This window comes from Aerococcus viridans (assembly GCF_002083135.2).
Lineage (GTDB): Bacteria > Bacillota > Bacilli > Lactobacillales > Aerococcaceae > Aerococcus > Aerococcus viridans_C.
On record NZ_NBTM02000001.1, the window covers coordinates 212,078 to 238,273 of the forward strand.

The 26,196-nt window shown below is 41.8% G+C and carries 19 protein-coding genes; 1 reads left to right on the forward strand and 18 read right to left on the reverse strand.

What is annotated here, in order from left to right; translation table 11 throughout:
* Window positions 1-178: 178 nt before the first annotated feature.
* From xerD to mutS, 14 genes are all read right to left on the reverse strand, one after another.
* The gene (xerD, locus tag A6J77_RS01115; protein ID WP_083067692.1) at window positions 179-1,078 is read right to left on the reverse strand and encodes a site-specific tyrosine recombinase XerD; all 900 of its coding nucleotides are present in this window, start codon (window positions 1,076-1,078) and stop codon (window positions 179-181) included.
* 120 nt (window positions 1,079-1,198) lie between these two features.
* Window positions 1,199-2,059, reverse strand: a complete 861-nt coding sequence (locus A6J77_RS01120; RefSeq protein WP_083067693.1) for a S1 RNA-binding domain-containing protein — start codon at window positions 2,057-2,059, stop codon at window positions 1,199-1,201.
* Window positions 2,060-2,301: 242 nt separating this feature from the next.
* Window positions 2,302-2,817: a shikimate kinase gene (locus tag A6J77_RS01125; protein WP_083067694.1), complete on the reverse strand. Its 516-nt coding sequence runs from the start codon at window positions 2,815-2,817 to the stop codon at window positions 2,302-2,304.
* A gap of 37 nt (window positions 2,818-2,854) precedes the next feature.
* On the reverse strand, window positions 2,855-4,138 hold the full coding sequence (gene aroA / locus A6J77_RS01130) for a 3-phosphoshikimate 1-carboxyvinyltransferase (RefSeq protein ID WP_083067695.1): 1,284 nt from the start codon (window positions 4,136-4,138) through the stop codon (window positions 2,855-2,857).
* Window positions 4,139-4,145: 7 nt separating this feature from the next.
* Complete coding sequence (gene aroC / locus A6J77_RS01135; RefSeq protein WP_083067696.1) at window positions 4,146-5,342, reverse strand: chorismate synthase; 1,197 nt, start codon at window positions 5,340-5,342, stop codon at window positions 4,146-4,148.
* Window positions 5,343-5,570: 228 nt separating this feature from the next.
* Window positions 5,571-7,337 (reverse strand): pyruvate kinase, encoded by a 1,767-nt coding sequence (gene pyk, locus A6J77_RS01140; RefSeq protein ID WP_083067697.1) that lies wholly within the window; start codon window positions 7,335-7,337, stop codon window positions 5,571-5,573.
* Window positions 7,338-7,367: 30 nt separating this feature from the next.
* Complete coding sequence (pfkA, locus tag A6J77_RS01145; RefSeq protein ID WP_083067698.1) at window positions 7,368-8,339, reverse strand: 6-phosphofructokinase; 972 nt, start codon at window positions 8,337-8,339, stop codon at window positions 7,368-7,370.
* Between the two features lie 102 nt (window positions 8,340-8,441).
* Window positions 8,442-11,930: a DNA polymerase III subunit alpha gene (locus A6J77_RS01150; protein WP_083067699.1), complete on the reverse strand. Its 3,489-nt coding sequence runs from the start codon at window positions 11,928-11,930 to the stop codon at window positions 8,442-8,444.
* A gap of 42 nt (window positions 11,931-11,972) precedes the next feature.
* Window positions 11,973-13,094: a tRNA preQ1(34) S-adenosylmethionine ribosyltransferase-isomerase QueA gene (gene queA, locus A6J77_RS01155; protein WP_227645176.1), complete on the reverse strand. Its 1,122-nt coding sequence runs from the start codon at window positions 13,092-13,094 to the stop codon at window positions 11,973-11,975.
* Between the two features lie 3 nt (window positions 13,095-13,097).
* Window positions 13,098-14,108, reverse strand: a complete 1,011-nt coding sequence (ruvB, locus tag A6J77_RS01160; protein ID WP_083070212.1) for a Holliday junction branch migration DNA helicase RuvB — start codon at window positions 14,106-14,108, stop codon at window positions 13,098-13,100.
* 88 nt (window positions 14,109-14,196) lie between these two features.
* Window positions 14,197-14,829 (reverse strand): Holliday junction branch migration protein RuvA, encoded by a 633-nt coding sequence (gene ruvA, locus A6J77_RS01165; RefSeq protein ID WP_083067701.1) that lies wholly within the window; start codon window positions 14,827-14,829, stop codon window positions 14,197-14,199.
* A 4-nt stretch (window positions 14,830-14,833) separates the two neighbouring features.
* Complete coding sequence (msrB, locus tag A6J77_RS01170) at window positions 14,834-15,274, reverse strand: peptide-methionine (R)-S-oxide reductase MsrB (RefSeq protein WP_026465353.1); 441 nt, start codon at window positions 15,272-15,274, stop codon at window positions 14,834-14,836.
* A 126-nt stretch (window positions 15,275-15,400) separates the two neighbouring features.
* Complete coding sequence (mutL, locus tag A6J77_RS01175) at window positions 15,401-17,464, reverse strand: DNA mismatch repair endonuclease MutL (protein WP_083067702.1); 2,064 nt, start codon at window positions 17,462-17,464, stop codon at window positions 15,401-15,403.
* Between the two features lie 12 nt (window positions 17,465-17,476).
* A complete protein-coding gene (mutS, locus tag A6J77_RS01180) occupies window positions 17,477-20,086 on the reverse strand; it encodes a DNA mismatch repair protein MutS (protein WP_083067703.1) in 2,610 nt (869 codons plus the stop codon).
* Between the two features lie 308 nt (window positions 20,087-20,394).
* On the opposite strand from mutS, the gene A6J77_RS01185 reads away from it, so the two are divergent.
* The gene (locus tag A6J77_RS01185) at window positions 20,395-21,936 is read left to right on the forward strand and encodes an Nramp family divalent metal transporter (protein WP_083067704.1); all 1,542 of its coding nucleotides are present in this window, start codon (window positions 20,395-20,397) and stop codon (window positions 21,934-21,936) included.
* 70 nt (window positions 21,937-22,006) lie between these two features.
* Here A6J77_RS01185 and A6J77_RS01190 read toward each other — a convergent pair whose 3' ends face one another.
* From A6J77_RS01190 to A6J77_RS01205, 4 genes are all read right to left on the reverse strand, one after another.
* Window positions 22,007-22,333: a nucleotide pyrophosphohydrolase gene (locus A6J77_RS01190; RefSeq protein ID WP_083067705.1), complete on the reverse strand. Its 327-nt coding sequence runs from the start codon at window positions 22,331-22,333 to the stop codon at window positions 22,007-22,009.
* Complete coding sequence (locus A6J77_RS01195) at window positions 22,323-24,017, reverse strand: DUF2075 domain-containing protein (protein WP_083067706.1); 1,695 nt, start codon at window positions 24,015-24,017, stop codon at window positions 22,323-22,325. Before A6J77_RS01195 ends, A6J77_RS01190 begins: the two co-directional genes overlap by 11 nt.
* 156 nt (window positions 24,018-24,173) lie before the next feature.
* A complete protein-coding gene (locus A6J77_RS01200; protein WP_083067707.1) occupies window positions 24,174-24,623 on the reverse strand; it encodes a hypothetical protein in 450 nt (149 codons plus the stop codon).
* A gap of 9 nt (window positions 24,624-24,632) precedes the next feature.
* Window positions 24,633-26,189, reverse strand: a complete 1,557-nt coding sequence (locus A6J77_RS01205; RefSeq protein ID WP_083067708.1) for a VWA-like domain-containing protein — start codon at window positions 26,187-26,189, stop codon at window positions 24,633-24,635.
* Between the last annotated feature and the right edge of the window lie 7 nt (window positions 26,190-26,196).

A 26,196-nucleotide genomic window follows, 5' to 3' on the forward strand; every position in this document is an offset into this window, starting at 1 on the left:
AAATACAGGTAATTGAACGAACTTTATCGAACCTATATATACATTATAAATTACATGAAGCAATTTAGGGCTTCAAAACAAGTAATAAATAACCCTTTTCTGAAAACATGCAAAAAAAAGGCAGGATAATCCTACCTTTTTAGTTAAGTATGTGGTTATGCAAACATTCCTTGTATTTTTATGCCCGCGGATGATTTTGATTATAAATATCCTTCATATGTTGGGCATGAATATGAGTGTATATTTGCGTTGTTGAAATATCAGAGTGGCCAAGGAGTTCCTGGACCACTCTTAAATCCGCCCCATTTTCAAGTAAATGGGTAGCAAAGGAATGGCGCAGGGTATGAGGGCTGATGTCTTTGGTGATATGGGCCATGATCACCATCTTCTTCAAGTTCTTCCAAACACCCTGTCTAGACAAAGGTTTACCCCGATTATTCACGAATAAATAGCCTTGGGTCTCGTCTTCATCTTTTACTAGTTTTGGGCGCCCTTCTGTTAGATACTTGTTAATCCAGTCTTCTGCCATCTCACCGATTGGAACTAGTCTTTCTTTATCCCCTTTACCAATGGTTTGGATAAAGCCCATATCTAAATGGATGTCTTCTAGTTTGATATGGATGATTTCAGATACCCGCATGCCAGTTGAATACAGGGTTTCTAACAAGGTTCTATCCCGCAATCCCAGTGGCTTAGTGATATCTGGCGTCGCTAAAATCCGATCAACTTCGTCTAAGGTTAAAACAGCTGGTAAATGTTGGTTTTTCTTGGGTAAAGAAATTTTTTCCATTGGATTGTCTTCAATGACCCCATCCAATTTTAGGTAACGGAAGAAATGACGCAGGGTTGACACATAATGTGATCTGGTTGACGTGGCCAAATGGTCTTGGTCCATCCACTTTAAATGGTCTAACACTGTGTCCTGACTAATGTCTTGGACCTTTTCAATGCCTTGACGATTTAAATAGGTCATCATTCGGTTTAATTCTTGCTTGTAGGAGATGATGGAATTTTCTGCCAATCCTTCTTCTACGCGCATGGTATTTAAAAAATCTTCAATCACTTCAGTTAGCTTCATGCTTACCCTTTCTTCACTCAACGAAACATGTACAGTCAAAGGCCTATCCACTTGATTCGTTATGCCCTTTTCCAAAAAATGAATCAATCAAATCTTAGTTGATAAACCCCTAACGACTAATTATTTAAGACGGATGCCGTCTTCGACTTGTTCAATTTGACGGTTCTTCAATAAGTTGCCCAAGGCACGTTTGAATTGTGCTTTAGAGATGCCAAAGTATTCACGGATATCATCGGGATTCGATTTATCGTGGTATGGCAAGAAATGATTCGGTTGGCGTTGTAACAAGGCCAAAATCATTTGTGCATCCTCAGAAATTACCGTGTGGGCCAAAGGTTTCAAGGACATATTCAAGTTCCCATTTTGTCCGATACCGATGACACGCCCTTGGACTTCTTGTCCTAAATGTGGTTCTTCCAAGCGTTCACTTTCATGGATGAAGGCTAGGAAATAATCATCTGTAATCACATAGGTCCCCACTAATTTTGCGTGGTAGACAGTTCCTTTCACTTCTTGATTGGTCCAAGATTTTGATTGGGGTGATAGCTTGTTAGTAATTTGTTGGAAAACTAGGTCTTCAGCTAATTTACCCCAAACTCGGTCTTTTTTATCCACTTCTAAACGGATAAATAGGCGGTCGCCTTTTTTCGGCCATAAGTGTTTTTCACTTGGTAGGTCATCTAAAGATACCACGATTTCCTTATCTGCTAAACCTATATCCACAAAGACACCCAAGTCTTTACGAACTGCAGTAACAGTCGACCAACCATAACGTCCTTGACGAACGTCAGGTAATTGCGTGGTCATCATTTTTGTGTGTTTCATATTTTCATAAATGAATCCTTGGACCGAATCACCTAATTGGTAATCCCCTTCGCTCTTATCAAGTTGGTAAGTAATACCCTCTTTTTGTACTGAATAAAATTTGTCATTTTGATCCGTTACTAACGCTGTAGTAACCGTCCCTAATTGTGCGCTCATATATTTTCTCCTTAAAACGGTGCTTGTGCATGTTTATGTCATTGTATCATATTTATTAATTACTTGGCCGCAGCTTCAATCTTCAAACACCTGATTATACTCGATTCTGAACTAAAGGTAAACGAAGATTATGCAAATAATGTATAAGTTGGCATTATTCCGCCTTTTTTTGCATGAAAAAAAGGAGGCCCACACTTAAGCTGACACCTCCTCCTTATACAACTAGATTTAAATTATCTAGTTTAACTCATTTTTCTAATTAATTCTGCGGTTTCATGTGCATCGGTTTGACGAACATCTAGTAGGTAATTCGACGCTTCCTCGTATAAAGGAATTCGTCGTTGATACTTGGCCGCCATTTGACTTTTACTATTGGCATTGACTAAGGGGCGGCCATTGTTACCGGGGCCGCCACGATTAATCCGTTGCCAAGAAGTTTCAAAGCTATCTTGTAAGTAGAAAACCTTATCTTGTTGGGCTAGCAGTTGGCGACACTCAACCGTTTCCACAATACCACCACCGGTTGAAATCACTAGAGCGTCATTTTCTTCAGCCTCTAGTAATTCCGTCAAGATTTGAAACTCCAATAATCTAAAACCCGATTCTCCAATTTGATCAAAGATTTCTGCAATCGTCTGACCTCTACGGGCCTCGATATAGCAGTCCATGTCCACAAATGGGACCCCTAACTTGTTGGCCAAAATGCGCCCGACCGTTGACTTTCCGACACCCATAAATCCTGTTAATATGATTGGCATCCTTTGATCAACCTTCCATTTCCAATAATTGGGTGACTTACGCGCTTAAAGCGACTAAGTCATCGAAGAAGCTTGGGAAAGAAATGTTGACTGCTTCAGGATGTGCCAAGTTGACAGTTCCCTCTTTTACCAATAAAGCAGCAACTTGTAGCATCATACCAATACGGTGGTCACCGTAACTATCCACATCCGCTGCGTGCAATGGTGTTGGACCAGTAATAATCATGCCATCTTCAGTTTCTTCGATGTTTGCTCCCATTTTATTTAACTCTTGGGCTGTGACCTGAATACGGTCAGTTTCTTTTACTTTTAATTCTTCAGCGTTACGAATCACTGTCCTACCTTCCGCTTGGGTTGCGGCTAAAGCGATAATTGGAATTTCATCAATTAAAGCTGGAATAATGTCGCCACCGAATTCTGTTGCTTTTAAGTCGCTGGCAGAAACAGTTAAGTCACCGCTCAAGCCACCTTCATGCAAGCATGTTTCGATGTTGGCACCCATATTGTTCAAAACTTCAATAATGCCTGCACGGGTTGGATTTAAACCAACATTTGGCATGTGGAGTTTAGAACCCTTAACTAATAGTGCAGCAACAATAAAGAAGGCTGCTGAGGAAATATCTGCTGGGACAGTAATATCCGTAGCTGTTAAGCTTTGGCCACCTTCTAGATAGATGTCTTTATCGTCAACTTTTAGTTCAACGCCAAAGTTCTTTAACATGTTTTCAGTGTGGTCACGTGACCGCTCTTTTTCATGGATAATTGTTGTACCTTCGGCAGTTAAACCTGCCAATAAAATCGATGATTTTACTTGGGCAGACGCCACTGGCATATCATATTCAATCGCATTTAAGTGGTCAACTGGCTGGATATACAAAGGCGCAAACTCGCTACCTTCTGAGCCGGAAATCGATGCCCCCATTTGACGTAATGGTAGCATAATACGGTTCATTGGTCGCTTTGATAGGGATTCGTCACCAATCATTTTAATTTTAAATGGGAATCCTGAAAAAAGTCCTGCCAGTAAACGCATAGTCGTACCGGAGTTTCCAGCATCTAAGGCATGATCTGGTGCTGTTAAGCCTTCAATACCCTTACCATGAACGATGACAGATCCATCTGCCTCTTCATCAATTTGAACACCTAAATCACGGAATATATTCATAGTTGAAATACAGTCTTCCGCATGTAGAAAGCCTTCAATTTTTGTGGTGCCTTTAGCGATAGAAGCGAACATGATCGCCCGATGAGAAATTGATTTATCCCCAGGAATCGTGATTGTCCCTTCTAATGCATTGGCATCGATCATTAATTCTTTCATGGATGTCTTACTCTCCTTCATTTTGCCAAATGTCAGGGTTTTTAGCGTATTCGCGGTAGTTGTTTACTGCTTTGACTAATTCGTTGTAGTCATCATGTGGGAATTTTTCTAAAATTGCTTGAGCTAATTCAGTAGCGATTACTGTCTCACCGATAATGGCTGCACGTGGTACCGCCGTAATGTCAGAACGTTCAATCGAGGCTTTGTACGGTTCTTTGGTGTAGATATCCACTGATTGTAATGGATGGTATTGTGTTGGGATTGGTTTTTTGTAACCACGGACAATAATTGGCATACCAGTTGTCATACCACCTTCAAAACCACCCATATGGTTGGTCAAACGGTAGAAACCTTGTGTATCGTCGTAGGCAATTTCATCCATTAACTCGTTACCAAAACGGCTAGCCACTTCAACACCGTCACCGATTTCAGCCGCTTTAAAGGCATTGATTGATACCATAGCACCTACTAATTTAGCGTCTAATTTTTTGTCCCATTGTGTGTACGAACCTAAACCAGCAGGAACATTTTTAGCGATCACTTCGATAACCCCACCTAAAGTAGTGCCATCTTTTTTCGCTTGGTCAATTTTCGCTTTGATTTCTTCATCAATTGAAGGGTCAATCATTTTTAATTCTGACTCATCCGTTGTTTGGCGGATTTCTTCATAAGAAAGACTTGTTGCATCAACCTTACCTTCAACGCCACCTAAAGCTTTAACGTAAGCGATGATTTCAATATCTAAGCCATCTAAGATTTGTTGGGCAATAGAACCAACGGCTACACGCATTGTTGTTTCACGAGCAGATGAACGCTCTAAAACGTTACGTAAATCTTTAAAACCGTATTTGATCCCACCAACTAAGTCAGCATGCCCCGGACGTGGATGATGCACAGTACGACGCTTTTTTATACCGTCTTCTACATCTTCTGCACTCATGATTTCAGTCCATTTTTTAAAGTCTCTATTTTCAACAATCAAAGTAATTGGTGAACCTAAAGTTAATCCATGACGAACACCTGAAGTAATACGCACTTGGTCTTTTTCAATTTTCATACGATTACCTGCACCATAACCCATTTGACGGCGAGCAAGATTCTCGTTGATTTTATCTATATCGATTGGTAAGTTTGCTGGAATGCCTTCAATGATCGCAGTTTCTAAGGGACCATGTGATTCGCCAGCTGTAATGAAACGTAGCATGTACTGTTTCCTCCTAATTTTTCAATTTCTCTTATTCATTTTAGCCTTTATTTCCAACAGGGGCAATTATATTTGTACAAAAATTAGAAAATAATGAACATTTCATAGAATCATTTAATATAATGTATCATTTTTGCAAAAAGAAAAGTGCTGACCAAGCTAAGAAAGCTCAGTCAACACTTTTTAAATGTCCGAATAATAGATTTTAGTGACTCAGGTTAAGCAAGATTAGATAGTTGTAGTTGCGCCGTTATAAACGATACCACGACGAGCATCAACTGTTACTAATTGGCCATTTTCAATTGAAGAAGTTGCGTTTTCTGCACCTACAACAACTGGAATACCATTTTCTACACCTAATACAGCTGCATGGCTTGTTAATCCACCTTTTTCAACAACTACTGCTGCAGCATTTTTAATTGCTTCATTGTAGTCGTTGTCAGTTGATTTCACAACTAATACAGAGTTAGGTTTTACGTTAGCTACTGCATCTGCGGCGTTGTCTACAACTACTGCATGACCAACAACAGATTTTTCTCCGATACCTGAACCTGATACTAATTTTTCACCAATAACTTGGATTTTCATCAAGTTAGTAGTACCTTTTTCACCAACTGGTACACCAGCAGAGATAATAATTGTATCACCATCCTGAGCGTAGCCAGATTCTTTCGCTACAGTACCTGCTAATGACATCATTTCGTCAGTTGAAGCTGGTTTTTCAACAACAAATGGTTCTACACCCCATGCTAAAACTAATTTACGTGCTTGGCTTTCAGAGAAAGTTAAAGCGATAATTTTAGCACTTGGACGATATTTAGAAATCATTTTCGCTGTGTGACCAGATTCAGTGGCTGCAACGATTGTTGAAACGCGTAAACTACGAGCAGTGTAAGCAACAGATTGGCTGATTGCTTCTGCCATGTCACCTTCTGTACTTGGTTTTAATGAACCAATGTCAGTTTTCGCTTCTTTACGTCCTTCACTTACTAATGCAATACGGTTCATTGTTTGAACTGCTTCTACTGGATAGTCACCGGCAGCAGTTTCACCTGAAAGCATGATTGCGTCAGTACCATCAAAGATTGCGTTAGCAACGTCAGATGCTTCTGCACGAGTTGGACGTGGGTTAGACTGCATTGAATCTAACATTTGTGTAGCTGTAATAACTGGTTTACCAGCTAAGTTACATTTACGGATCATGTCTTTTTGTACAACTGGTACTTGTTCAGCTGGGATTTCTACCCCTAAGTCACCACGAGCAACCATTAAACCGTCAGATACAGATAAGATATCGTCTAAGTTATCTACACCTTCCTGGTTTTCGATTTTAGGGATGATTTGAACTGATTCGTTACCAGTTTCTTCTAGAATTTCACGGATTTCTAAGACATCACTTGGTTTACGTACGAATGACGCTGCAATATAGTCAATATCATTTTCTAGACCGAAACGGATATCATTTGCATCTTTTTCAGTAATACCTGGCAATTGAACAGAAACGCCTGGTACGTTAACACCTTTTTTATCTTTGACGATACCAGTGTTTTGTACTTCAGTAACGATTTCGTTATTTGCAGTGTCAATATCAGTTACTAATAAGTCTACTAAACCATCATCAATTAAGATATGAGAACCTTTTTCTACATCATTAATCAATTCAGTGTATGTAATTGAGAATTTTGTTTCGTCACCCTCAACTTCTGTCATTGATACGCGAACTTCAGAACCTTTAACCAATGTTACAGGTTTGTGGTCTTTCATGTTGTTTGTCCGAATTTCAGGACCTTTAGTGTCTAATAAGATTGCAACGCGGCGACCAGTTTTTTCTGAAGCCTCGCGGATGTTGTTGATACGTGCTAAATGCTCGTCGTGGTCTCCATGAGAGAAGTTCAAACGAGCAACGTTCATACCTGATTCAATCAGTTGAACTAAAGTGTCTACAGACTCCGATGCGGGTCCAATGGTACATACAATCTTGGTGTTTTTTTCCATAATGATTAATGCATCCTTTCTTAGAAAAAATTAAAATGAAATTTCTGAGTTGATATTGTATAGATTTACTTGTGATGAACGTGAGTGCCCTTTTGTTTTCAATGCTTCATTAATATCAGTAGCGATAATATTTTCTCCACTGATACCCACACAAACACCGCTAGCCCCCTCATGTAGCAATTCAACAGCTTTAGAGCCGAATAATGCTGCTAACACACGGTCACGAGCTGTAGGCGATCCACCACGTTGAACGTGTCCCAACACAGTAACACGTGCATGATAATCGTCATATTCATAAAGTTTGTCGGCAAATTCATGACCTTCCATTACACCTTCAGCAAGAATAATAATAGAGTGTTTCTTACCGCGACGACGACCTTCTTCAATATTCGCAACAACTTCATCCATATTAAATTCCGTTTCCGGAATAATAATCTGCTCAGCACCTGAACCGATACCAGTCCATACAGCAATATCACCCGCATTACGTCCCATCACTTCGATTACGAATGTACGAAGATGACTAGTAGCCGTATCACGAATTTTATCGATTGCTTCCAAGGCAGTATTACATGCCGTATCAAAACCGATTGTATATTCGGTGCCAGGAATATCATTATCAATTGTTCCTGGAATGCCGACAGTTTGAATACCTTCTGCCGCTAATGATGCAGCACCACGGTAAGAACCATCCCCACCAATTACTACTAAAGAGTCAATACCATGTTTTTTTAATTGTTCAATAGCAGGTCTACGACCTTCTTCATCCTGAAATTCTGGATAACGAGCAGTATATAGCATGGTTCCTCCACGAGAAGTCAAATCACTTACATCGCGTTCCGCCATTTGGAAAATATCGCCTTCAGCTAAGCCACGATAACCATAGCGAATACCGAAAACTTCATCTCCGTCATGAATTGCCTTACGGACAACTGCTCTGATAGCTGCGTTCATACCAGGTGCGTCTCCACCACTAGTTAAAATTCCTATACGTTTTCCCATTTTTTCACCTCAATTAATTTATTTACAGTGTTATTCTACCATTTTTACTAACCAATGTCTTACGTTTTCTAATTTTGTGCAAAGATATACAAGTATTCTATACTATTTAACAACCACATTTTCCTCGCCATAGAAAGTAATCAATTCTGTAACCGACTCATCCGTCACTTCAATCGCATACTTTTCAGACAACCAGTAGTTTTCTTGACTCGCCACAATTGTAAAGTGAAGCCTGGTTGGACCCGGATATTTGCTAACAACTTCTAGTAGTCCAGCTTTCAGCTCACTAGCCTTGGCCTTATCTTCAACGCGAATCCAACAGACTGGGGCTTGGGTGCTTTGTGCAAGCTGGCTTTTTTGTCCGCCAGCATGATCTGCTTGACCAGAACCGTCTGCTTGTTTTTGACTCAAATTGTTTAAATATACTTTTGTATCTTCATCCAACATCCAAGCCTTAGTCAAGACGACTTGCAATTCATCATTGCGCTTTTGCGTCTTTCCGTAAACCAACAAGGCATTGCCCTGGTTTAAATGTTTGGCGAAAGTTATATAAGCTTCCGGGAAGGCCGTCACAGAAATCTGCCCCGTTTGGTCCTCTATTGTCACAAAGGCCATGGGTTGATTTTTCTTAGTAGTAATTCGTTTCACCGCTATAACCTCCCCTAGGAAAAAGGCTTTGCTATTTTCTTTGAGGTTTTCAATGTAATCAATAATCCCTGTTTGATAAAAACCTTCATATTCTTCAAAAAGGTTAATCGATAAAGCTTGCCCCAGCGTTTCTATTTCATTTTCAATTAATTGGTGTTGGTCAAATTCATCGATTTCAACAATCTTCGGTGCGAACATGGCTGACAAGTCATCGTCCCCAAGTAGCGAGGTTTGGCGTTGATTGTCTGTTTTAAAGAGTTGCTCATGGGTAATCATCTTAGGGATAGCTTCCAATTGTAAGGTACGTCGGTTGTAGCCAAAGCTATCCAATGCACCTGCTTGGGCTAATTTGACTAAGATGTCTTCTTTGAGGGCGAGCTTTCCAAGTCGGTGGATAAAGTTGGTAAAGTCCTTAAATGGTCCTTCCGCTTCCCGAGCTTGAATCATTTCTTCTACTGCACGCTTAGGAATGCCTCGAATGTCCCCTAAGCCGAGTTGTAATTGGTGGTCGTCCACAACTGACAAGCCATAAAATGACTTGTTGATATCTGGAATGACCACTTCAACCCCGTGGTTTTTCGCTTCGAGTACCAGGTTCTTCCCCTTTTTATCATATATCCTTGTATGTTTCAGGTTGCCATAATAAAAAGCAACTGGATAATTGGCCTTGATCCAAGCCAACTGGTAGGCCAAGTATGAGTAAGCAAAGGAATGCGACTTATTGAAACCGTAGTTGGCGAAGGCTTCAATATAGTCGTAAATTTGCACAGCGACACTTTCCTGGTAGCCATTTTCAATAGCCCCGCTGATAAATTGTTTGCGGACATTTTCAATGGTTTCGTGTTTCTTTTTACCGATGGCACGACGCAAGATATCCGCTTCACCCAGGCTAAATCCTGCGATTTTTTGGGTCACCTGCATTACCTGTTCCTGGTAGACCATAATCCCATATGTAGGGGCTAAAATTGGTGCTAAATCAGGGTGTGGGTAAGCAATAGCTTCACGTCCATGCTTTCTGGCCACAAAATGTGGAATTTGTTGGACTGGACCTGGTCGGTACAAAGCATTAACAGCCACCACATCTTCAATGGATGTAGGCGCTACTTGTTTCAAAACATTCTTAATACCGTCCGATTCAAATTGGAATACGCCATTGGTATTTGCATGTTGGAAGATTTCATAAGTCTTTGGATCATCTAATGGAATATCCAAGGCTTTGACTAGTCGACTGGTTAATTTACCAACGGCCGCTAACCCGTCATGCAAAATAGTCAGGTTGGATAGACTCAGGAAGTCGACCTTCAGTAGGCCCACTGCCTCAACATCCCCCATTGTATATTGGGTATTTGGGATGTGGGTAGATGAGGCTTGAATCGGTGTATGCAAGGTTAAAGGTTGGTCCGCAATCACAACACCGGCCGCATGGGTGGAGACGTGACGTGGTAACCCTTCTAGTTTACGGGCGGTATCAAACCACAATTGCCCGTGGACTTCGTTTTCAATTAATTCCCGCAATTTCTGTGACTGGTCATGGACTGATGTTAGTGTTTCAGCTGGTAAATTAGGATTATTGCCTACCGTATTAGCCCATTCTGACAAGGTCACTTGCGCTTTCCCAAAGACAGATCCGACATTTCGCAAGGCTTGCCGAGCACCAAATGTCCCAAAGGTTGCAATTTGTGCTACATGGTTGTCTCCGTATTTCCGGTAGACATAGTCGAGCACTTCTTGCCGTTTATTATCGGGGAAATCCAGGTCAATGTCCGGCATATTCTGCCGTGCTGGATTCAAGAATCGCTCAAATAGTAAATCGTTTGCTATCGGGTCAACGTCTGTAATTTCTAAGACGTAAGCCACTAAGGCCCCGGCAGCTGACCCACGTCCTGGTCCCGTTTGAATATGGTGTTGGTGGGCATAGTTCATCACGTCCCAAACGATTAAGAAATAATCGTCAAAGCCCATATCATGGATGACTGACAATTCATAAGCCAAGCGGTCGGTATAGGCATCTGTAATCTCCGCCACCCGTTTAACTAACCCTGCTTCTGCTAGGTCTTTTAGGTATTTTGGTGTATCCGTGTATTCACTTGGTAGCGGGTATTTGGGCAGTAAGGTTTCAACTTGAGGAAATACAATATCAATACCCTTTACCGCTGCCTCTAATCGGTCCAAGGATTCTTTATAAACTAAATCTTGATCATCTGAGGCTTGGTACATATTGGCCCATTGGTCTGGACTTCTAAGTGCATGGGACCCTTTCACTTGCTTCAACTCATCAATCCCTGTCATCGGCTTATTATTGTCAATGGCTTCAAGGACTTGTTGGGTGAAGAAGTCATCCGGATTTGCATATTGAATGTGCGGCATAGCGACTAATGGAATCCCTGATTGCTCACTCAATTCGATGATGGCTTTTGCGTGGAATTGTTCATTCTCCAAGGCTGAAAGACCTAGGAATAATTGGTCATCTGAAAAATGGCGTCGCCACCAAAGTAACTCTTTCTCTAACTGGTCGTAGTCTGCCTGACCGTCGCCTTGTTTCAAGTACCGCATATGGGGGCCGCTCATAGCAGAAAAAATCACAATGTAATCATCCGCGTGCATGGTGATTTCTTGGTAAATGGCCCGGCGGTTGGCTTCTGCTTGTAATTTTAAAGACGACGAAAGGGCCATCAGATGCTGATAGCCTTCGTAGTTTTTTGCGTAAACAATCAATTCTTCTTTGACATTGTCAATATTAAACTGGACGGTTAGCCCGATTAAAGGGGTGATGCCATTTTGCTCACAGGCACGGACGAATGCCAAGCTGCCTGACATGACATTAACATCGGCCAAGCCTAAATGGGTATAACCTGCAGTCGCCCCTGCCTGTACGTATGCCTCAACAGACATGGGACTGGTTAATAGGGAATAGGCTGAATTTACATGTAATGGCACAAACATCCGGTCACCTCCTCATTCATATGGTTTGTTTAAAATCACTATTTACTTGTCTTCATCAGTGAAAAATTGACTATTTCGTTGTTTCGCCGCTTCAATATCTTCTGCAGTAATCGCTAGATCAGCGTATTGGGGTCCCCGTAAGAACATGGCATCCCCAAAGGAAAAGAACCGGTATTTTTCTTCAACTGCATGCTGGTAAGCCGCAAGGACATGGTCGCGTCCGGCAAAGGCTGAAACCAACATAATTAAAGTTGATTTAGGTAAGTGGAAGTTAGTAATAAAACCTTCAACCACGCTAAATTGATAGCCTGGTGCTATAAAAATATCGGTCCAACCAGAATCAGCTTGGACTTGCCCCTTGAATTTAGTTCCAATCGTTTCAAGGGTGCGGATAGATGTCGTCCCAACCGCAATCACCTTGCGTCCACCTTCTTGGGCACGTCGAATTTTAATCGCATTTTCTTGGTCTAAGCGATAGAATTCTGAATGCATTTTGTGGGCATCGATATCATCCACAGAAACCGGCCGGAAGGTCCCAAGCCCAACATGTAAGGTTAGATAGGCAATTTCAACGCCCCGGTCTTTTAAGTCACCCATAAATTCCTCTGTAAAATGAAGACCCGCTGTTGGTGCTGCCGCTGACCCGTTTTCCTTGGCATAGACGGTTTGATACCGGTCAGGATTGTCTAGTTTCTCTTTGATATATGGCGGTAATGGCATTTCACCTAAAGCCTCAAGGACTTCTAAAAAGATGCCATTATATTTGAATTCCACAATTCGGCCGCCATGGTCAAGCACTTTAGTAACAACCGCCACTAATTGACCGTCCCCAAAGACAATCTCAGTCCCCACACGAATACGACGAGCTGGTTTAACCAAGGTTTCCCATTTGTCGCCTTCCGTATTATTTAATAGTAAGACTTCAATATGTCCACCCGTATCAGGGCGAATCCCGTGTAAACGCGCTGGTAATACTCGGGTATTATTCAATACCAAGACATCACCCGCTTCAAGTTCACTAGCTACATCTGGAAAATAGCCGTCCTGGAAATCCCCAGTTTGGGCGTCAAGTTTCAACAGTCTACTAGCTAGCCGGTCTTGAATGGGTACTTGGGCAATCAGTTCTTCTGGTAAGTCAAAATCAAAATCATTTGTCGTTAATATCACTTAAAATTCCTCCGCATAGGGTATGCCTAAATGGTCGTAGGCCTTTGGTGTTGCTAGACGACCACGTGGCGTTCTTTGTAAGAACCCATTTTGAATTAAGAAGGGTTCATACATATCTTCTATTGTTGTCGTTTCCTCTGAAATATTCGCTGCTATAGTCGACAAACCAACCGGTCCCCCACCATAATAGCGAATAATCACATCGAGAATCTTTCGGTCCGTTTCGTCTAAACCTGCCTGGTCAACTTTCAAAATAGATAAGGCCTTATCCGTGATAGGATCGTCAATTAGACCATCTTCGTGATAGACTTGGGCAAAATCACGAACCCTCTTTAATAATCGATTGGCGATACGAGGTGTCCCTCGTGACCGCATCCCAATTTCTTTCGCAGCTTGATCTTTAATTGGCACCTCAAATAAACGGGCTGTCCGTTCAACAATGGTCGCTAATTCATCCACTGTATAGTAGCGTAAATGTTGAACAATCCCAAACCGATGTCGTAGCGGTGAAGACAAAGCTCCTGGTCTCGTAGTAGCCCCAATTAGGGTAAAAGGTGGCAGCGGAAAATGCACAGGGTGCGCCCCTTCATCTTGTCCAACAATAATATCTACTTGGTAATCTTCCATAGCAGAATACAACATTTCTTCTACCACTCGGGGTAAGCGATGAATTTCATCAATAAACAAAACATCTCCTGCTGACAGCTCATTTAACAAGACTAGTAGGTCTCCTGTTTTTTCAATGGCTGGTCCAGAAGTGGTTTGAATATTAACCCCCATTTCATTGGCGATAATATTAGCCAGGGTGGTTTTCCCTAAACCTGGTGGTCCATAAAGGAGGACATGGTCAAGGGCTTCATCACGATTTTCAGCGGCTTGTATATAAATCGCTAACTCTTCTTTTAATTCAGCTTGGCCAATATATTCCCGCAAAAACTTAGGTCGTAAGGATAATTCCTGGGTTTCATCTGCTTGTGCATGGGGTGAATGAATTTGGCCGTTGTGGACGATTTCAACATCTAAATCTTCCTGGTCAACATCTTCATGATGATCAAAATCCACGGCGACTGCCTCCTTTCTTTTTCTATATTAACGTTTATTAACGTTTTGTGATAAATTTCAAGGCGATGCGAATGGCTTCTGATGTAGCGGTCACACCTGTGAAGTCAGCGTTTTTCACTACGCGATTGATTTCTCTTTGGCTGTAGCCAAGACTAGCCATGGCCTCTTCAAGTTCATGCATGAATGGTAGGTTGACTTGGTCTGCCCCTTGAATATCCAAGCCTTCTTGCTTGAATAGTGCAGATGACGGAGACTCAGCTAAAACTTTTGGCAGTTTTTCTTTCAAATCCAGCACAATCTGGCCGGCTGTCTTTTTGCCAACACCTGGAAATTTCATTAAAAAGGCATTGTCTTCTGCCTGGATGGCTGCGACTAAACCGGCGTTATCGTCTAATGATAGGATGGATAAGGCGGATTTAGGGCCGATACCAGAAACAGAAATCAACTGCAGGAAGATAATCTTCTCTTCTTGTGATTTAAAGCCATATAAACGGATGTCATTCTCTGAAACAGATTGATACAACCAAATTTTCACTGGTTGGTCTTGCCCGATTTTGTCTGTAAAACGATAAGGATTGGCCATATAAATATAGTAGCCAATCCCCCCCGTTTCAAGTATGACAGCATCTGGATAGACACTTTCAACCTGACCTATCATAAATTCGTACATGGTCTTACTTCACTAATTCTTTCAAGTCGCCGTAGCCTTCTTTGTCCATATCTTCTAGCGATACGAAACGAAGTGAAGCTGAGTTGATGCAGTAACGCAAGCCACCTAATTCAGCTGGGCCATCGTTAAATACGTGACCTAAGTGGGTATCTGCGTCTTTTGAACGGACTTCAATACGTTTCATACCATATGAAGAGTCATCTAACTCTTCGATTTCATCTTCCAGAATTGGTTTTGAAAATGATGGCCAACCACAACCGGCATCAAATTTATCAGTAGATACAAATAATGGTTTACCGCTCACGATATCCACGTAAATACCTTGCTCGTAGAAGTCGTCATATTGACCAGTAAATGGGCGTTCAGTACCCGCGTTTTGTGTTACTTCATATTCTAATTCAGATAGTTCTTTCAAACGTTCTTCTTTATTGTAGTCTTTTGTCATAATGAATCTCCTTTTTTTCGTTCAGTTGAGGTTGTGACATAAGAGTCACAACTCGCTTTTCGTTACTTATATTCTAGCACAATATCCTTCTATACACGAAAATCTAGATTACGACTTTCACACACCTTAAAATTGAGGTGACTCGTGCGGATCTTGAATTCGCTTGAACATTCGCTCAATTTCATAATTTGAAAAATGGACCAGGACTGGTCGACCGTGCGGGCAGTTATAAGGATTTTTGGTATAAGCCAAGTCATACAGCAACTGTTTCGCCTGCATGTCGTCTAAATAATGGTTGGCTTTAATCGACCGTTTACATGACATCATAATAGCCGTTGCTTCCCGGTAATTGCCTACCGTTGCTTTAGGATCTTCTAAAACTAAGGCAATCAAATCTTCCACAATTTTTTGGACATTCTTCTTGCCCATCCAAATTGGGTGCTGCTGTAACTGGAAGGCATTTGGACCAAAGGGTTCTAAATCAATCCCCATTTCCAACAATTTTGGCCGGATTTGGTCAATCTTTTGGGCCTCTGAATTTGAGAAATCGAAAACAATCGGTAATAATAAACTCTGCATTGCCGTTCCAAATTCCACAATGGTATCCCGGTAGTATTCGTACTTAATCCGCTCCTGGGCCGCATGTTGGTCCACCAAATACATGCCCGTCTCATTTTCAGCCACCAAATAAGTCCCCTGCATTTGCCCCACATAAGTCAACTCGGGAAAGGACATATTCCGGTCTACGATAGCCTGGTCAAGCGCCCGAACTTGTTTAACCGTTTGCCAGACTGGTTTGTTGTGAGGTTTTGGCAAGTTCACTTCTTGTTCCGTATCCAAATAAGCTACTGGCGCCTCATCTGAATAATCAGCCTCATTTTCAAGGTCTTCTGCTTGAACCACCTGAGCTTCATCACGCAAGTAAGCCGGCACTTGGACAGATTGATTGACATCTTCACCGAAATCTTCATTGAAGTTTCCACTGAAACCATTGCCTGAAAAAGGGCTATTGGCGTCTTGTTGTGCCTTGCTGCCATGATTGCTTTGACTGGCCGAGAAGTCGAAACTGGCTTGTTCGCCAAGATAAGTAGTTGGCTGGCTTAGAGGACGGTAGTTGTTTTGCCCAGAAGTTATTGAAGCAAATGAATCGCTGTTATTGACTGATTGGCCATCGTCTCCTTCACCGTCTGCATATACATCCGGAATCCGTTGTACAGGGGCTAAGGCATCAATAATGCCGGTTTTAATCATATCATAGAGGTCGTCTTCTTTAGAAATACGGACCTCTTGCTTGGTTGGATGCACATTCACATCGATTAATTGCGGGTCAAGTTCAATATAAATGACTGCAATTGGGTAACGTCCGACCATTAATTTAGATCCATAACCCTTTAAAATGGCCTGGTTTAACTTATAGTTTTTGATAAAACGACCATTAACAAACAGGGACATATAAGACTTGCTGGCTCTAGTGACAGCTGGTAAGGACACGTATCCTGAAATGTGAAAGTCTAAGTTTTCGCCTTCAATAGCTACCATATCTTTGGCCTGTCTAAATCCGTAAATGGCCGCTAAGACTTCATTGACCCGGCCCTTACCATTTGTTGACAATAAGGTTTTCCCGTCATGGGTATAGTTAAAGCGAATGTCTGGATGTCCAAGGGCCTCACGGTTAATGATATCTGTAATATGGGCTAATTCTGTTTGCAAACTCTTCAAGTATTTCAAACGGGCTGGCGTATTGTAGAAGAGGTTCTCTACCAATACAGACGTCCCCCGTCTTAAAGCAGACGTCTTCTGGTCAACGATTTCCCCATCTTTAATATAGATTTCACTTGAAGATTCCCCGTCCGATGTATTCATGGTCACTTCTGAAACTGAGGCGATTGACGGCAAAGCCTCACCCCTAAATCCCAGTGTCCGTATTCTAAACAAGTCACTTGAACTATATATTTTTGAGGTTGCATGTCGTTTAAAGGCTAGGCCAACTTGGTCCGCTGCAATCCCTCTTCCATTATCAATCACTTGAATAGACCGTAATCCGGCTTCCTTTATGTGAATCGCAATTTCACTGGCGCCTGCATCTATCGCGTTTTCCACAAGTTCCTTGACAACTGAGGCTGGTCGTTCAACCACTTCCCCCGCTGCAATCTGGTTGGCTACTTGAATAGGTAATTCTTGTATCGCCATTTACATCATCCTTTATAATTGACTCTTTAATTCTGCTAAGAAGTTTAAGGCCTGAATCGGTGTTAAGTTATAAATATCTTCAGCCTTCAATTGGTCGATTACTGCTTGACTGCCTGCTTCCACTGGCCTATTGTCTACCGGTTGAACTGGCGTCACTTCATGGACTAAATCAAATAGCGACAGCTGTTGGTCCTTATTGACTTCATTTAAATTGTTGGCTTCAAGTTCCTTCAAGACCACTTGGGCATTCTGCAACAATTCACCCGGCATACCGGCCAATTTGGCTACATGAATCCCGTAAGACTTGTCCGTTGCACCGTTAAATACCTTATGCAAGAAGACCAATTCCCCGTCCTCTTCACTAGCCCCAACATGAATATTGGCTAAGCGTGGTAAACTTTCATCTAGGGCTGTAAGTTCGTGGTAATGCGTTGAAAAAAGGACTTTCGCATCGAAGTGGTCATGGATATAGACCAAGATGGCTTGGGCCAAGGCAATCCCGTCATAAGTAGACGTTCCGCGTCCCAATTCATCAAATAATAATAGGGAATTATCGGTGGCGTGTTGCAAAGCTTGATTGGCTTCCATCATTTCCACCATGAAAGTCGACTGACCCGCTAAAAGATCATCTGCCGCCCCAATCCGGGTGAAAATCTTATCAAAAATCGGTAAACGGGCTTCCTTAGCTGGTACAAAAGACCCCATTTGGGCCAGAATGACAATCAGTCCTAATTGCCGCATGTACGTTGATTTACCTGACATATTTGGCCCTGTAATCATCAAAATGCTTGTTTCAGGATCCATCACGATATCATTAGGCACAAATCGATCTTGGCCAATGACCCCTTCAACCACCGGGTGTCTTGATTCTTTCAAGTACAAGTCACGTTTGTCGGTCATGAATTGTGGTTTCACGTATTGGTGGGCTTCTGAAATCTCCGCTAAGGACTGAAGCACATCAATAGTAGCTACTGTACTCGCAATCGCCTGCAAGGTCACTTGATGACGCTTCACTTCTTCACGTACTGCTTGGAAAAGTTGGTGTTCAAGGACTTGTGACTGTTCTTCCGCTTCAAGAATTTTTGCTTCCACTTTTTTTAGTTCAGGTGTAATAAACCGTTCAGCGTTGGTTAAGGTCTGCTTGCGGTCATAACGGCCTTCTTCAAGTAAATGCAGGTTGGCTTTTGTCACTTCGATATAGTAACCAAAGACCTTATTATAGCCAACTTTAAGGGATTTAATACCCGTTTTGGCCCGTTCATCCGCCTGCAATTGAGCAATCCACTGTTGCCCGTTACGCATGGCATACCGGTATTCGTCTAATTGCGGGTTAAAGCCATCCGCAATGACATTCCCATCTTTTAAAGTCGCCGGTGCATCTTCCTTGATGGCCCTTGCAATCGTATCGGTTAATGCTGGTAAGGCTGTAATTTGCCCTTGGATATTGGCCCAGACACTTTCATCTTCATTATCCGCTGCAATTTGGTCAATGGTGTCAATAATTCCTGGGACCCGACTTAGTGACTGGTTTAATTGTAGTAATTCTTTAGGGTTAACGTTCCCCATGGCTACTTTTGCCACTAACCGCTCCAAGTCATACACCCCGTGTAATAGGTCTTTAATTTCAAGACGTTGGAAATAATGTTCGATCAAATCTTCAATTTGGGATTGACGCCGTTCAATTGCCGGTAGGGAAATCAGTGGTCTATCCAACCAATTTTTTAGTAAACGAAAGCCCATAGCCGTTTCTGTTTTATTTAAGAAGGCTAACAAGGACCCTTGCCGTTTCTTGGTTCTAACTGATTCGGTTAATTCCAAATTACTTTTGGCATAGTAGTCCATGTGGAGGTAATGCGCTACTTCATAGTGGGTCGCCGCCTGCCAATGGTCAATTGCTTGGTGGGACATAGAATTTACATAAGTCAATAGTAATAAGAGACCATTCAATTCCTGGTCATCCGAAATGTCAGCTAGGATTTGCTTGTAACTTTCTCTTGTTGTCGCCCCTACTTCAGCTGTTAACTCAAAAGGTGATAAGGTGAAGGATTGTAGGTGTTGTAATTCTTCTACCTGGTGTTTTGGTATAGCTTGGGAAACAACCAATTCTTTTGATTGTAATTGGGCAAATTCTGTCAAAACAGCATTAAAGTCGTCTAGTGTAGTCACTTTTAACTCCCCAGTACCCACATCCGAAAAGGCTAAAATGTATTGGCCATTAACGTAATCTAGGGCAGAAAGGTAGTTGTTTTCAACCACGCCAATGCTGTCATTCATATAAGTCCCCGGTGTCAAGACTTTAACAACACCACGTTTGACCATGCCTTTGGTTAATTTGGGGTCTTCCAATTGTTCAGCAATTGCCACCTTATGACCTTGGCTGACCAAGGTTTTAATATATTCGCTGGCTGAATGGTATGGAATCCCACACATAGGGATTGGATCTTCCGCATTTTTATTGCGCGAGGTTAAGGTAATTTCTAAAATTTGGGCCGCTTTTAAGGCATCATCATTAAACATTTCATAAAAATCACCTAGACGAAAGAACAGGAAGGCATCCGGATATTGGCCCTTCATTTCATTATATTGTTCCATCATTGGCGTTTGTTTGGTTTTTTGAGGCATCTTGGATTCACTCGCTTTATCTTTTTTACTTCACTTTTTTACTTCACTTTTTACTTATAAGGTCGTGACAAAAAGGTCATCCCTTCACTTTTCCTAATCTCTGTTATTTTACCACATATCTGACGACTTGTACGAGTAAGGCCTTTGTCTATATAGGTGAAGAAAGTTTAGCTAGCTAAGTCATCATCTAACCATTTGCGGTTTTCTTATGTATTTATTTTAGGTTACCCTTATTTTTTTATTTACCTTTACCTTTTATAGGCGTATACTATATTTGCAACAAAAATGTTCAAAGGAGACGGTAGCCCATGGCAGAAGAATCAAGTATAGAAAATAAAAGAAAAATCAGCGATCTTTCACTAAGTGAAATAAACGGAACAGTTGAAGTCCCAACCGGTAAAGGATTTTGGCGGACACTCTTAGCTTATTCCGGACCAGGTGCCCTGGTTGCCGTCGGTTATATGGATCCAGGCAACTGGTCAACTTCCATTACTGGTGGGCAAAATTTTCAATACATGCTGATGTCTGTGATTTTAGTATCATCACTTGTGGCCATGCTACTCCAATATATGGCAGCCAAACTAGGGATTGTCACCCAAGAAGATTTGGCCCAGGCCATCCGCTTACGGACCGGTAAAAAACTAGCTTTTGTCTTATGGATCATTACTGAATTGGCGATTATGGCAACTGATATTGCAGAAGTTATTGGGGCAGCCATTGCCTTATACCTCCTGTTCAATATTCCCTTACTCATTGCTGTTTTGATTACAGTCTTAGATGTCCTGCTCCTATTATTACTTGCCCACATCGGATTTCGGAAGATTGAAGCCTTTGTCGTTTGTTTGATTTTTGTTATCCTATTCGTATTTATCTACCAAGTGGCCTTATCAAATCCAACTTGGTCAGCCATTATCGCATCCTTTGTCCCAACCAGTGATGTCCTCCAAACTAGTCCAGCTGTGAACGGGATGACACCCTTAGCTGGTTCTCTAGGTATTATCGGTGCAACAGTCATGCCCCACAACTTGTACCTGCATTCCGCTATTTCACAAAGTCGGAAAATAGACCACGCGAATCAAGATCAAGTGGCGGCTGCAGTACGGTTTACCATGTGGGACTCTAACATTCAATTGGGGCTCGCCTTTGTCGTCAATGCCTTACTACTTGTCATGGGGGCTGCAGTTTTCAAAACCGGCGTCGTTCAAGACCCGTCATTCTTTGGTTTATATGAAGCCTTGTCTAATCCAAAATTTATGGCCAATTCTGTCTTAGCAGATTTAGCGTCAAAAGGTGTATTGGCCACATTATTCGCCGTTGCACTACTTGCTTCGGGTCAAAATTCAACTATTACAGGGACCCTTACCGGTCAAGTTATTATGGAAGGTTTTATTGAAATGAAATTACCACTTTGGGTTCGTCGGTTAATTACCCGTTTAATCGCCATTATCCCAGTCGTATTGAGTGTCATATATACGAGCCAAAAAGGGACCGTTGAAGAGCATATCGCCTTGAATAACCTGATGAACAATTCCCAAGTCTTCTTAGCCCTTGCCCTACCATTTTCAATCATTCCTTTACTCATGATTACCGACGCTGAAAAAGATATGGGTCATCGCTTTAAAAATACCCTTATCGTCAAATTTTTAGGTTGGGTATCTGTTATTGGTTTAACTGTTTTAAACATGCTTGGTTTACCGGATGAAATCTTGTCCTTCTTCGGTGACAATCCGACTGCTGGGCAAATTTCCCTAGCCCATGTCCTAGTTATTTTAACTATGGCCTTCATCCTATCCTTACTCGTTTGGACCATCCTCACCTTATATAAAGGCAATAAGGCATTGGTAAAATAAACATTTATATATAAAACAAATCGCAAATAAAATCGCGACCAATCTTAAATGAGGCTGGTCACGATTTTATTTATAATTCAGTATATTTACTATTATTATTACGGCTTTTTTCAACGGGATATTTTTCCTTATTTTTAATCAACTTGCGCTCGATAATGTCATCGATATCCAAGTTTAAATTGTCCGCCAACATGTAGGCATAAATCAGCACATCCGCTAATTCATCTTTAATAGCGTCCAAATCCTCAACACCCTCGGCTGCCGTTTTCCACTGGAAGATTTCCAGTAATTCCGACGCTTCCAAGGTGATTGATAGGGCTAAATCCTTCTCATTGTGAAATTGTCGCCAGTTTCGCTCATCCCGAAATTGATTGACCTTGTCCATACTAGATGCCATTCTTCATTGCCTCCACTCTCATGTCCTGTAATTTCCGCTTCAAATTGTCATTGACCGCATAAATGGCTAAGCCGTATATTCCCCGCTTCATCAAGACGTTGATTGAATTCAAGATAATCTGCTCTTTAGCGGCCATGGCCTCCTTGTGACTGGCAAAACGATTAGCACCGCTGTAACCACCCGTATCTTGATATTTGCTTGGATCGATGGTTAATCTTTCGGTCTCAAAATCATAATCAATTGACGGTCCAAGTACAATACCCACATAGTTTAAATCAAATCCCTGGACTGTGTAAATGGACCCGACTTCATTGATGGTTTCTGGCCGCTCTGACCAGGTCACCTTACTATTGGTCGTATTCCAAGGTAGGTTGATGCCAGCTTCATCCACCAGGTAGACGTCGCCATTCTTCTTATGGGCAAAATCAAAGGTGGACACAATTCGTGACAGTCCCTTATCCGCATTCTTTTGGTAGATATAATCTTTAAAGGCGGTTGGATCGTCGAAGACCTTGAATTCAAAGTGGTCGTCAGAAGGTGGAAGTGGCATCACTTTTTGCCCAACAAAATCATTCACCCAATTCATGACTGCTGGAGAGGCGTTCATACGGAACTGGTCGGTCAAATGGTATTCGTCGGCGTCGTATTTCTTCAAAATAGACTTTAAATCGTCCGACTGCCACTTACTCTTGACCTTCAAATATTGCTTTTCATCAAAAATTAGGACGGCAACCTTGGCCTTGTCCATGATGGCGTCTAAATGGTTTTCGCCGTAGAAATTGTTGTAGGGATCCGCTTGGCTCAACAACAAATGGCCTTCATCAATTAAGACAATATCCGCTTCCTCTATTTTTTGATTGTTGATGAAAGTGGTCGGCTTAGCGAAATCCTTCTTCTTTAGATAAGGCAGTGATTCTGAGATTTGCTGGTAAGTTTTCAACATTTCCGAATGGTTGACCAATAAGAAGTTTTTAGTCCCCGCCAATACGGAATGGCTTTGCCGAGCCTCTTCTTGTAAGGTATTGAATAAGGATGACAAAATGACACTCTTACCCGTTCCAGCTTCCCCATGTATGACGTAGACTTTCTTTTTGACGTCTTTTTCTTGGTGAATATCCTGCATAACCCGCTTGCAATAATCGAGGATATTTTCTTTTAAGGCCCGCTGTGGTTCAGACAGAGTTTTAAAGGGCGATAATTTATAGATGTCTCGATTTTTAAGGTTATCAGTCGTCTCCTTGGCCAACCCCTCACGCCGTAAGGATTCCCAGATGTCCTCAAATAAATCATCGTCAAATAAGGACTTTTGATAATAATTATGCATGGACAAGTTGGCCGTCTGGCTGATATTTTGCAAGGAAAATTGGTTATCCGCAATAAAATAGTTGATCAGGTTGGTTTCAATATTAAAGGTCGCCGACTGGTTAAAGGTCTGGTGGCCAATAAACAAGGCGTCGGTTAATTCTTTACGTGCCTTATTTTTTAAATGGTCTCGCATCCGGTTGTGAACATGGACTGTTTGGCCGATATAGGCTTTAGGACGAGATTTCGTTTCTTTATTTTGATGCAGGATATAAACAATTGGGTAATTTTCAATGTATAAAGTATGCATCTCCCGGATGTCATCGAGATCAAACCTTTTACGCTCGAAATTAATCGGTTTAAGGCTGTCTTGCTTTTCCATTCGCTTCCCCTCACTCATTTTATTCTTACCTTCCATAATGCGCCAAGGCAAATTGAAATGCAACCCAAAATGATAGACAGAAAAGCTGACAAAGTGCACATCCAATTGACCTGCCTTAGTCAGCTTTTATATTCGTTAGTATTTTTACACGAGTATTCATATAAATTCTGCTAATAATGCTTCTTGCTGTTTTTTTAATTCTGGTATATCTTGTCCGATTAATTTATCCCACATAGATACTTGGCTACCCGTGCGGCTGATCATAGATTCTTTAGCTGTATTGGCTAAGTCAGCCCGCTTGATGGTTTCGTATTTTGCCCATGCATTGGCTAGAAATTGAGGGTCCTTGTCACTTGAAATCCCTGTTTCCATTCTAAAATGGTTGCCCTTTTGCAATAGGTTTAACTGGTTCATCTGACTTGGAAACATATCTAAATAGCCATTGGCCACAATATAAGCTGCGATTTCTTCGTCAATTTGTTTGAAATTAAATTGAAAGGGAATATGCCACTGTTTAAAGGTGGCATAGGGAATATCTTTTACCATAGGGGCGTAGTCACCCATTTGCGCCTTTACCAAGGCTTTCTTGATTTTGATGGTATCCATTTGAACCTCCTAGAAATGGTCACTGTCTTGGTTACTGATTGGGGCGTTTTTATGGTGATGCAAGACATGTCGGTTATACCGTTCGTCCGCTTTCAGATATAAAACTTTTCCGCCACCATCTGTAGATAGAGTTGAGGGATCGCCCACTTCTGTTTCAGTCAGTACCCAATACATATTGGTAAAACCGTATCGTTCAAAGTCGTCGTCTCCATAGCCGTCTGTGAAATAAACGGCTACCGTATCTTCATTGGTAAAGCCTTGTTCATGTAGCCACTGGTAGGCCGGTGCAAAAGAAGTCCCCCCGCGACCCGCAAATTCCATATCTTTCAAAGACTGGAAGGATAAGGGCTTGGCGTATTGGACTGTCGTATCCACATGAACAACCCACACTTCTGCATGCAGGGTCTTTTGAATATTGGCCAATTCACCTAGGGAATAAGCTAAAGCCTCCTCATTTTGTGATGCTGAGGTATCAAAGAAGGCCACCAAGCGGCTGGCAGTATCCAAAATTCGGCCCGGTAAATCTACCCGGTGCGGTTGCCGGCGGTTCATCCGGTTTTTAGACATTTTATAAGGCACTAATGACGTCCCCATGCCTCGTTTAATCACATCCCGCCAGTTTAAGGCCCGTTGTTTGGTGATTTGGTCGATGTGGACCTTGACTTCACTGGATAATTTCAACCTTAATTCTTCAGTCATCTGACTATAAGAATCTTTGATCAGCCCGTTCATCAATTTCCGGTATAAGTCCGCGTGCTGACTGTTTGGGGTTATCGGCTGCATGGTCCGGTTGTTTTTCATTTCCTCTTTCAATTGTTTGGCCGAGTCAATCCGCAATTCTTCCGCCTTATTAGAATCGAAATTGCCGGCTAATTGGCTGTACAAGTCGTCCATTTGCCCAGACCCAAGCATCTTATTGAAGGTCGACTCTGTCTGGTTGTGCCCCTGTTTTTTTGGGTCGTTTTTGACCGCTTTTAACTCATTATAATAGTACAAGGTCCCTGCTTTAGGCAAAATGAGTCTATTTTCCGTAATATGCTTGATCCATTTCAAGGTCACCACCGTATCAGGTAGGTCATCCACATATTGGTTCACCTCAGCTTCCATAGCCACGCTCATGACTTTAGCTGATTCCTCATCTTTAAAAGCCCAATCATACTCAACGATATGCCCAAATAAAACGTGGTAACACATCTGTCTAATGGCCGCTAGCATCCCCTCAGGCGTTTCATAATAAAGGTAGAATAGGATTGGATTAATGGTCATGACCAGGTCTAAGCCACGGAAACCAATGGTAATAGGTTTTGCTAGTGATCCATTCATCTCCCGGTCGGTATGGAAGAGAATCCCCGCAAAAAGTACATCTCTTGCCCCCTTTTGCGAGTCTTGGTTGTTCATAAGGGTGGCCGTCAAAATCCCCAACAATTGATTTTGGGCGTCAGCAAATTTCTCATAATCCTCGTATTGACCATGGTTTAGAAAGGTTATATAAGCGACTCTCATTTTCCGAAAGGTCGACTCGATATTTTCAAATTCAAAGGCGGAAAATAATGTATGCTCACTCACTTAGGCA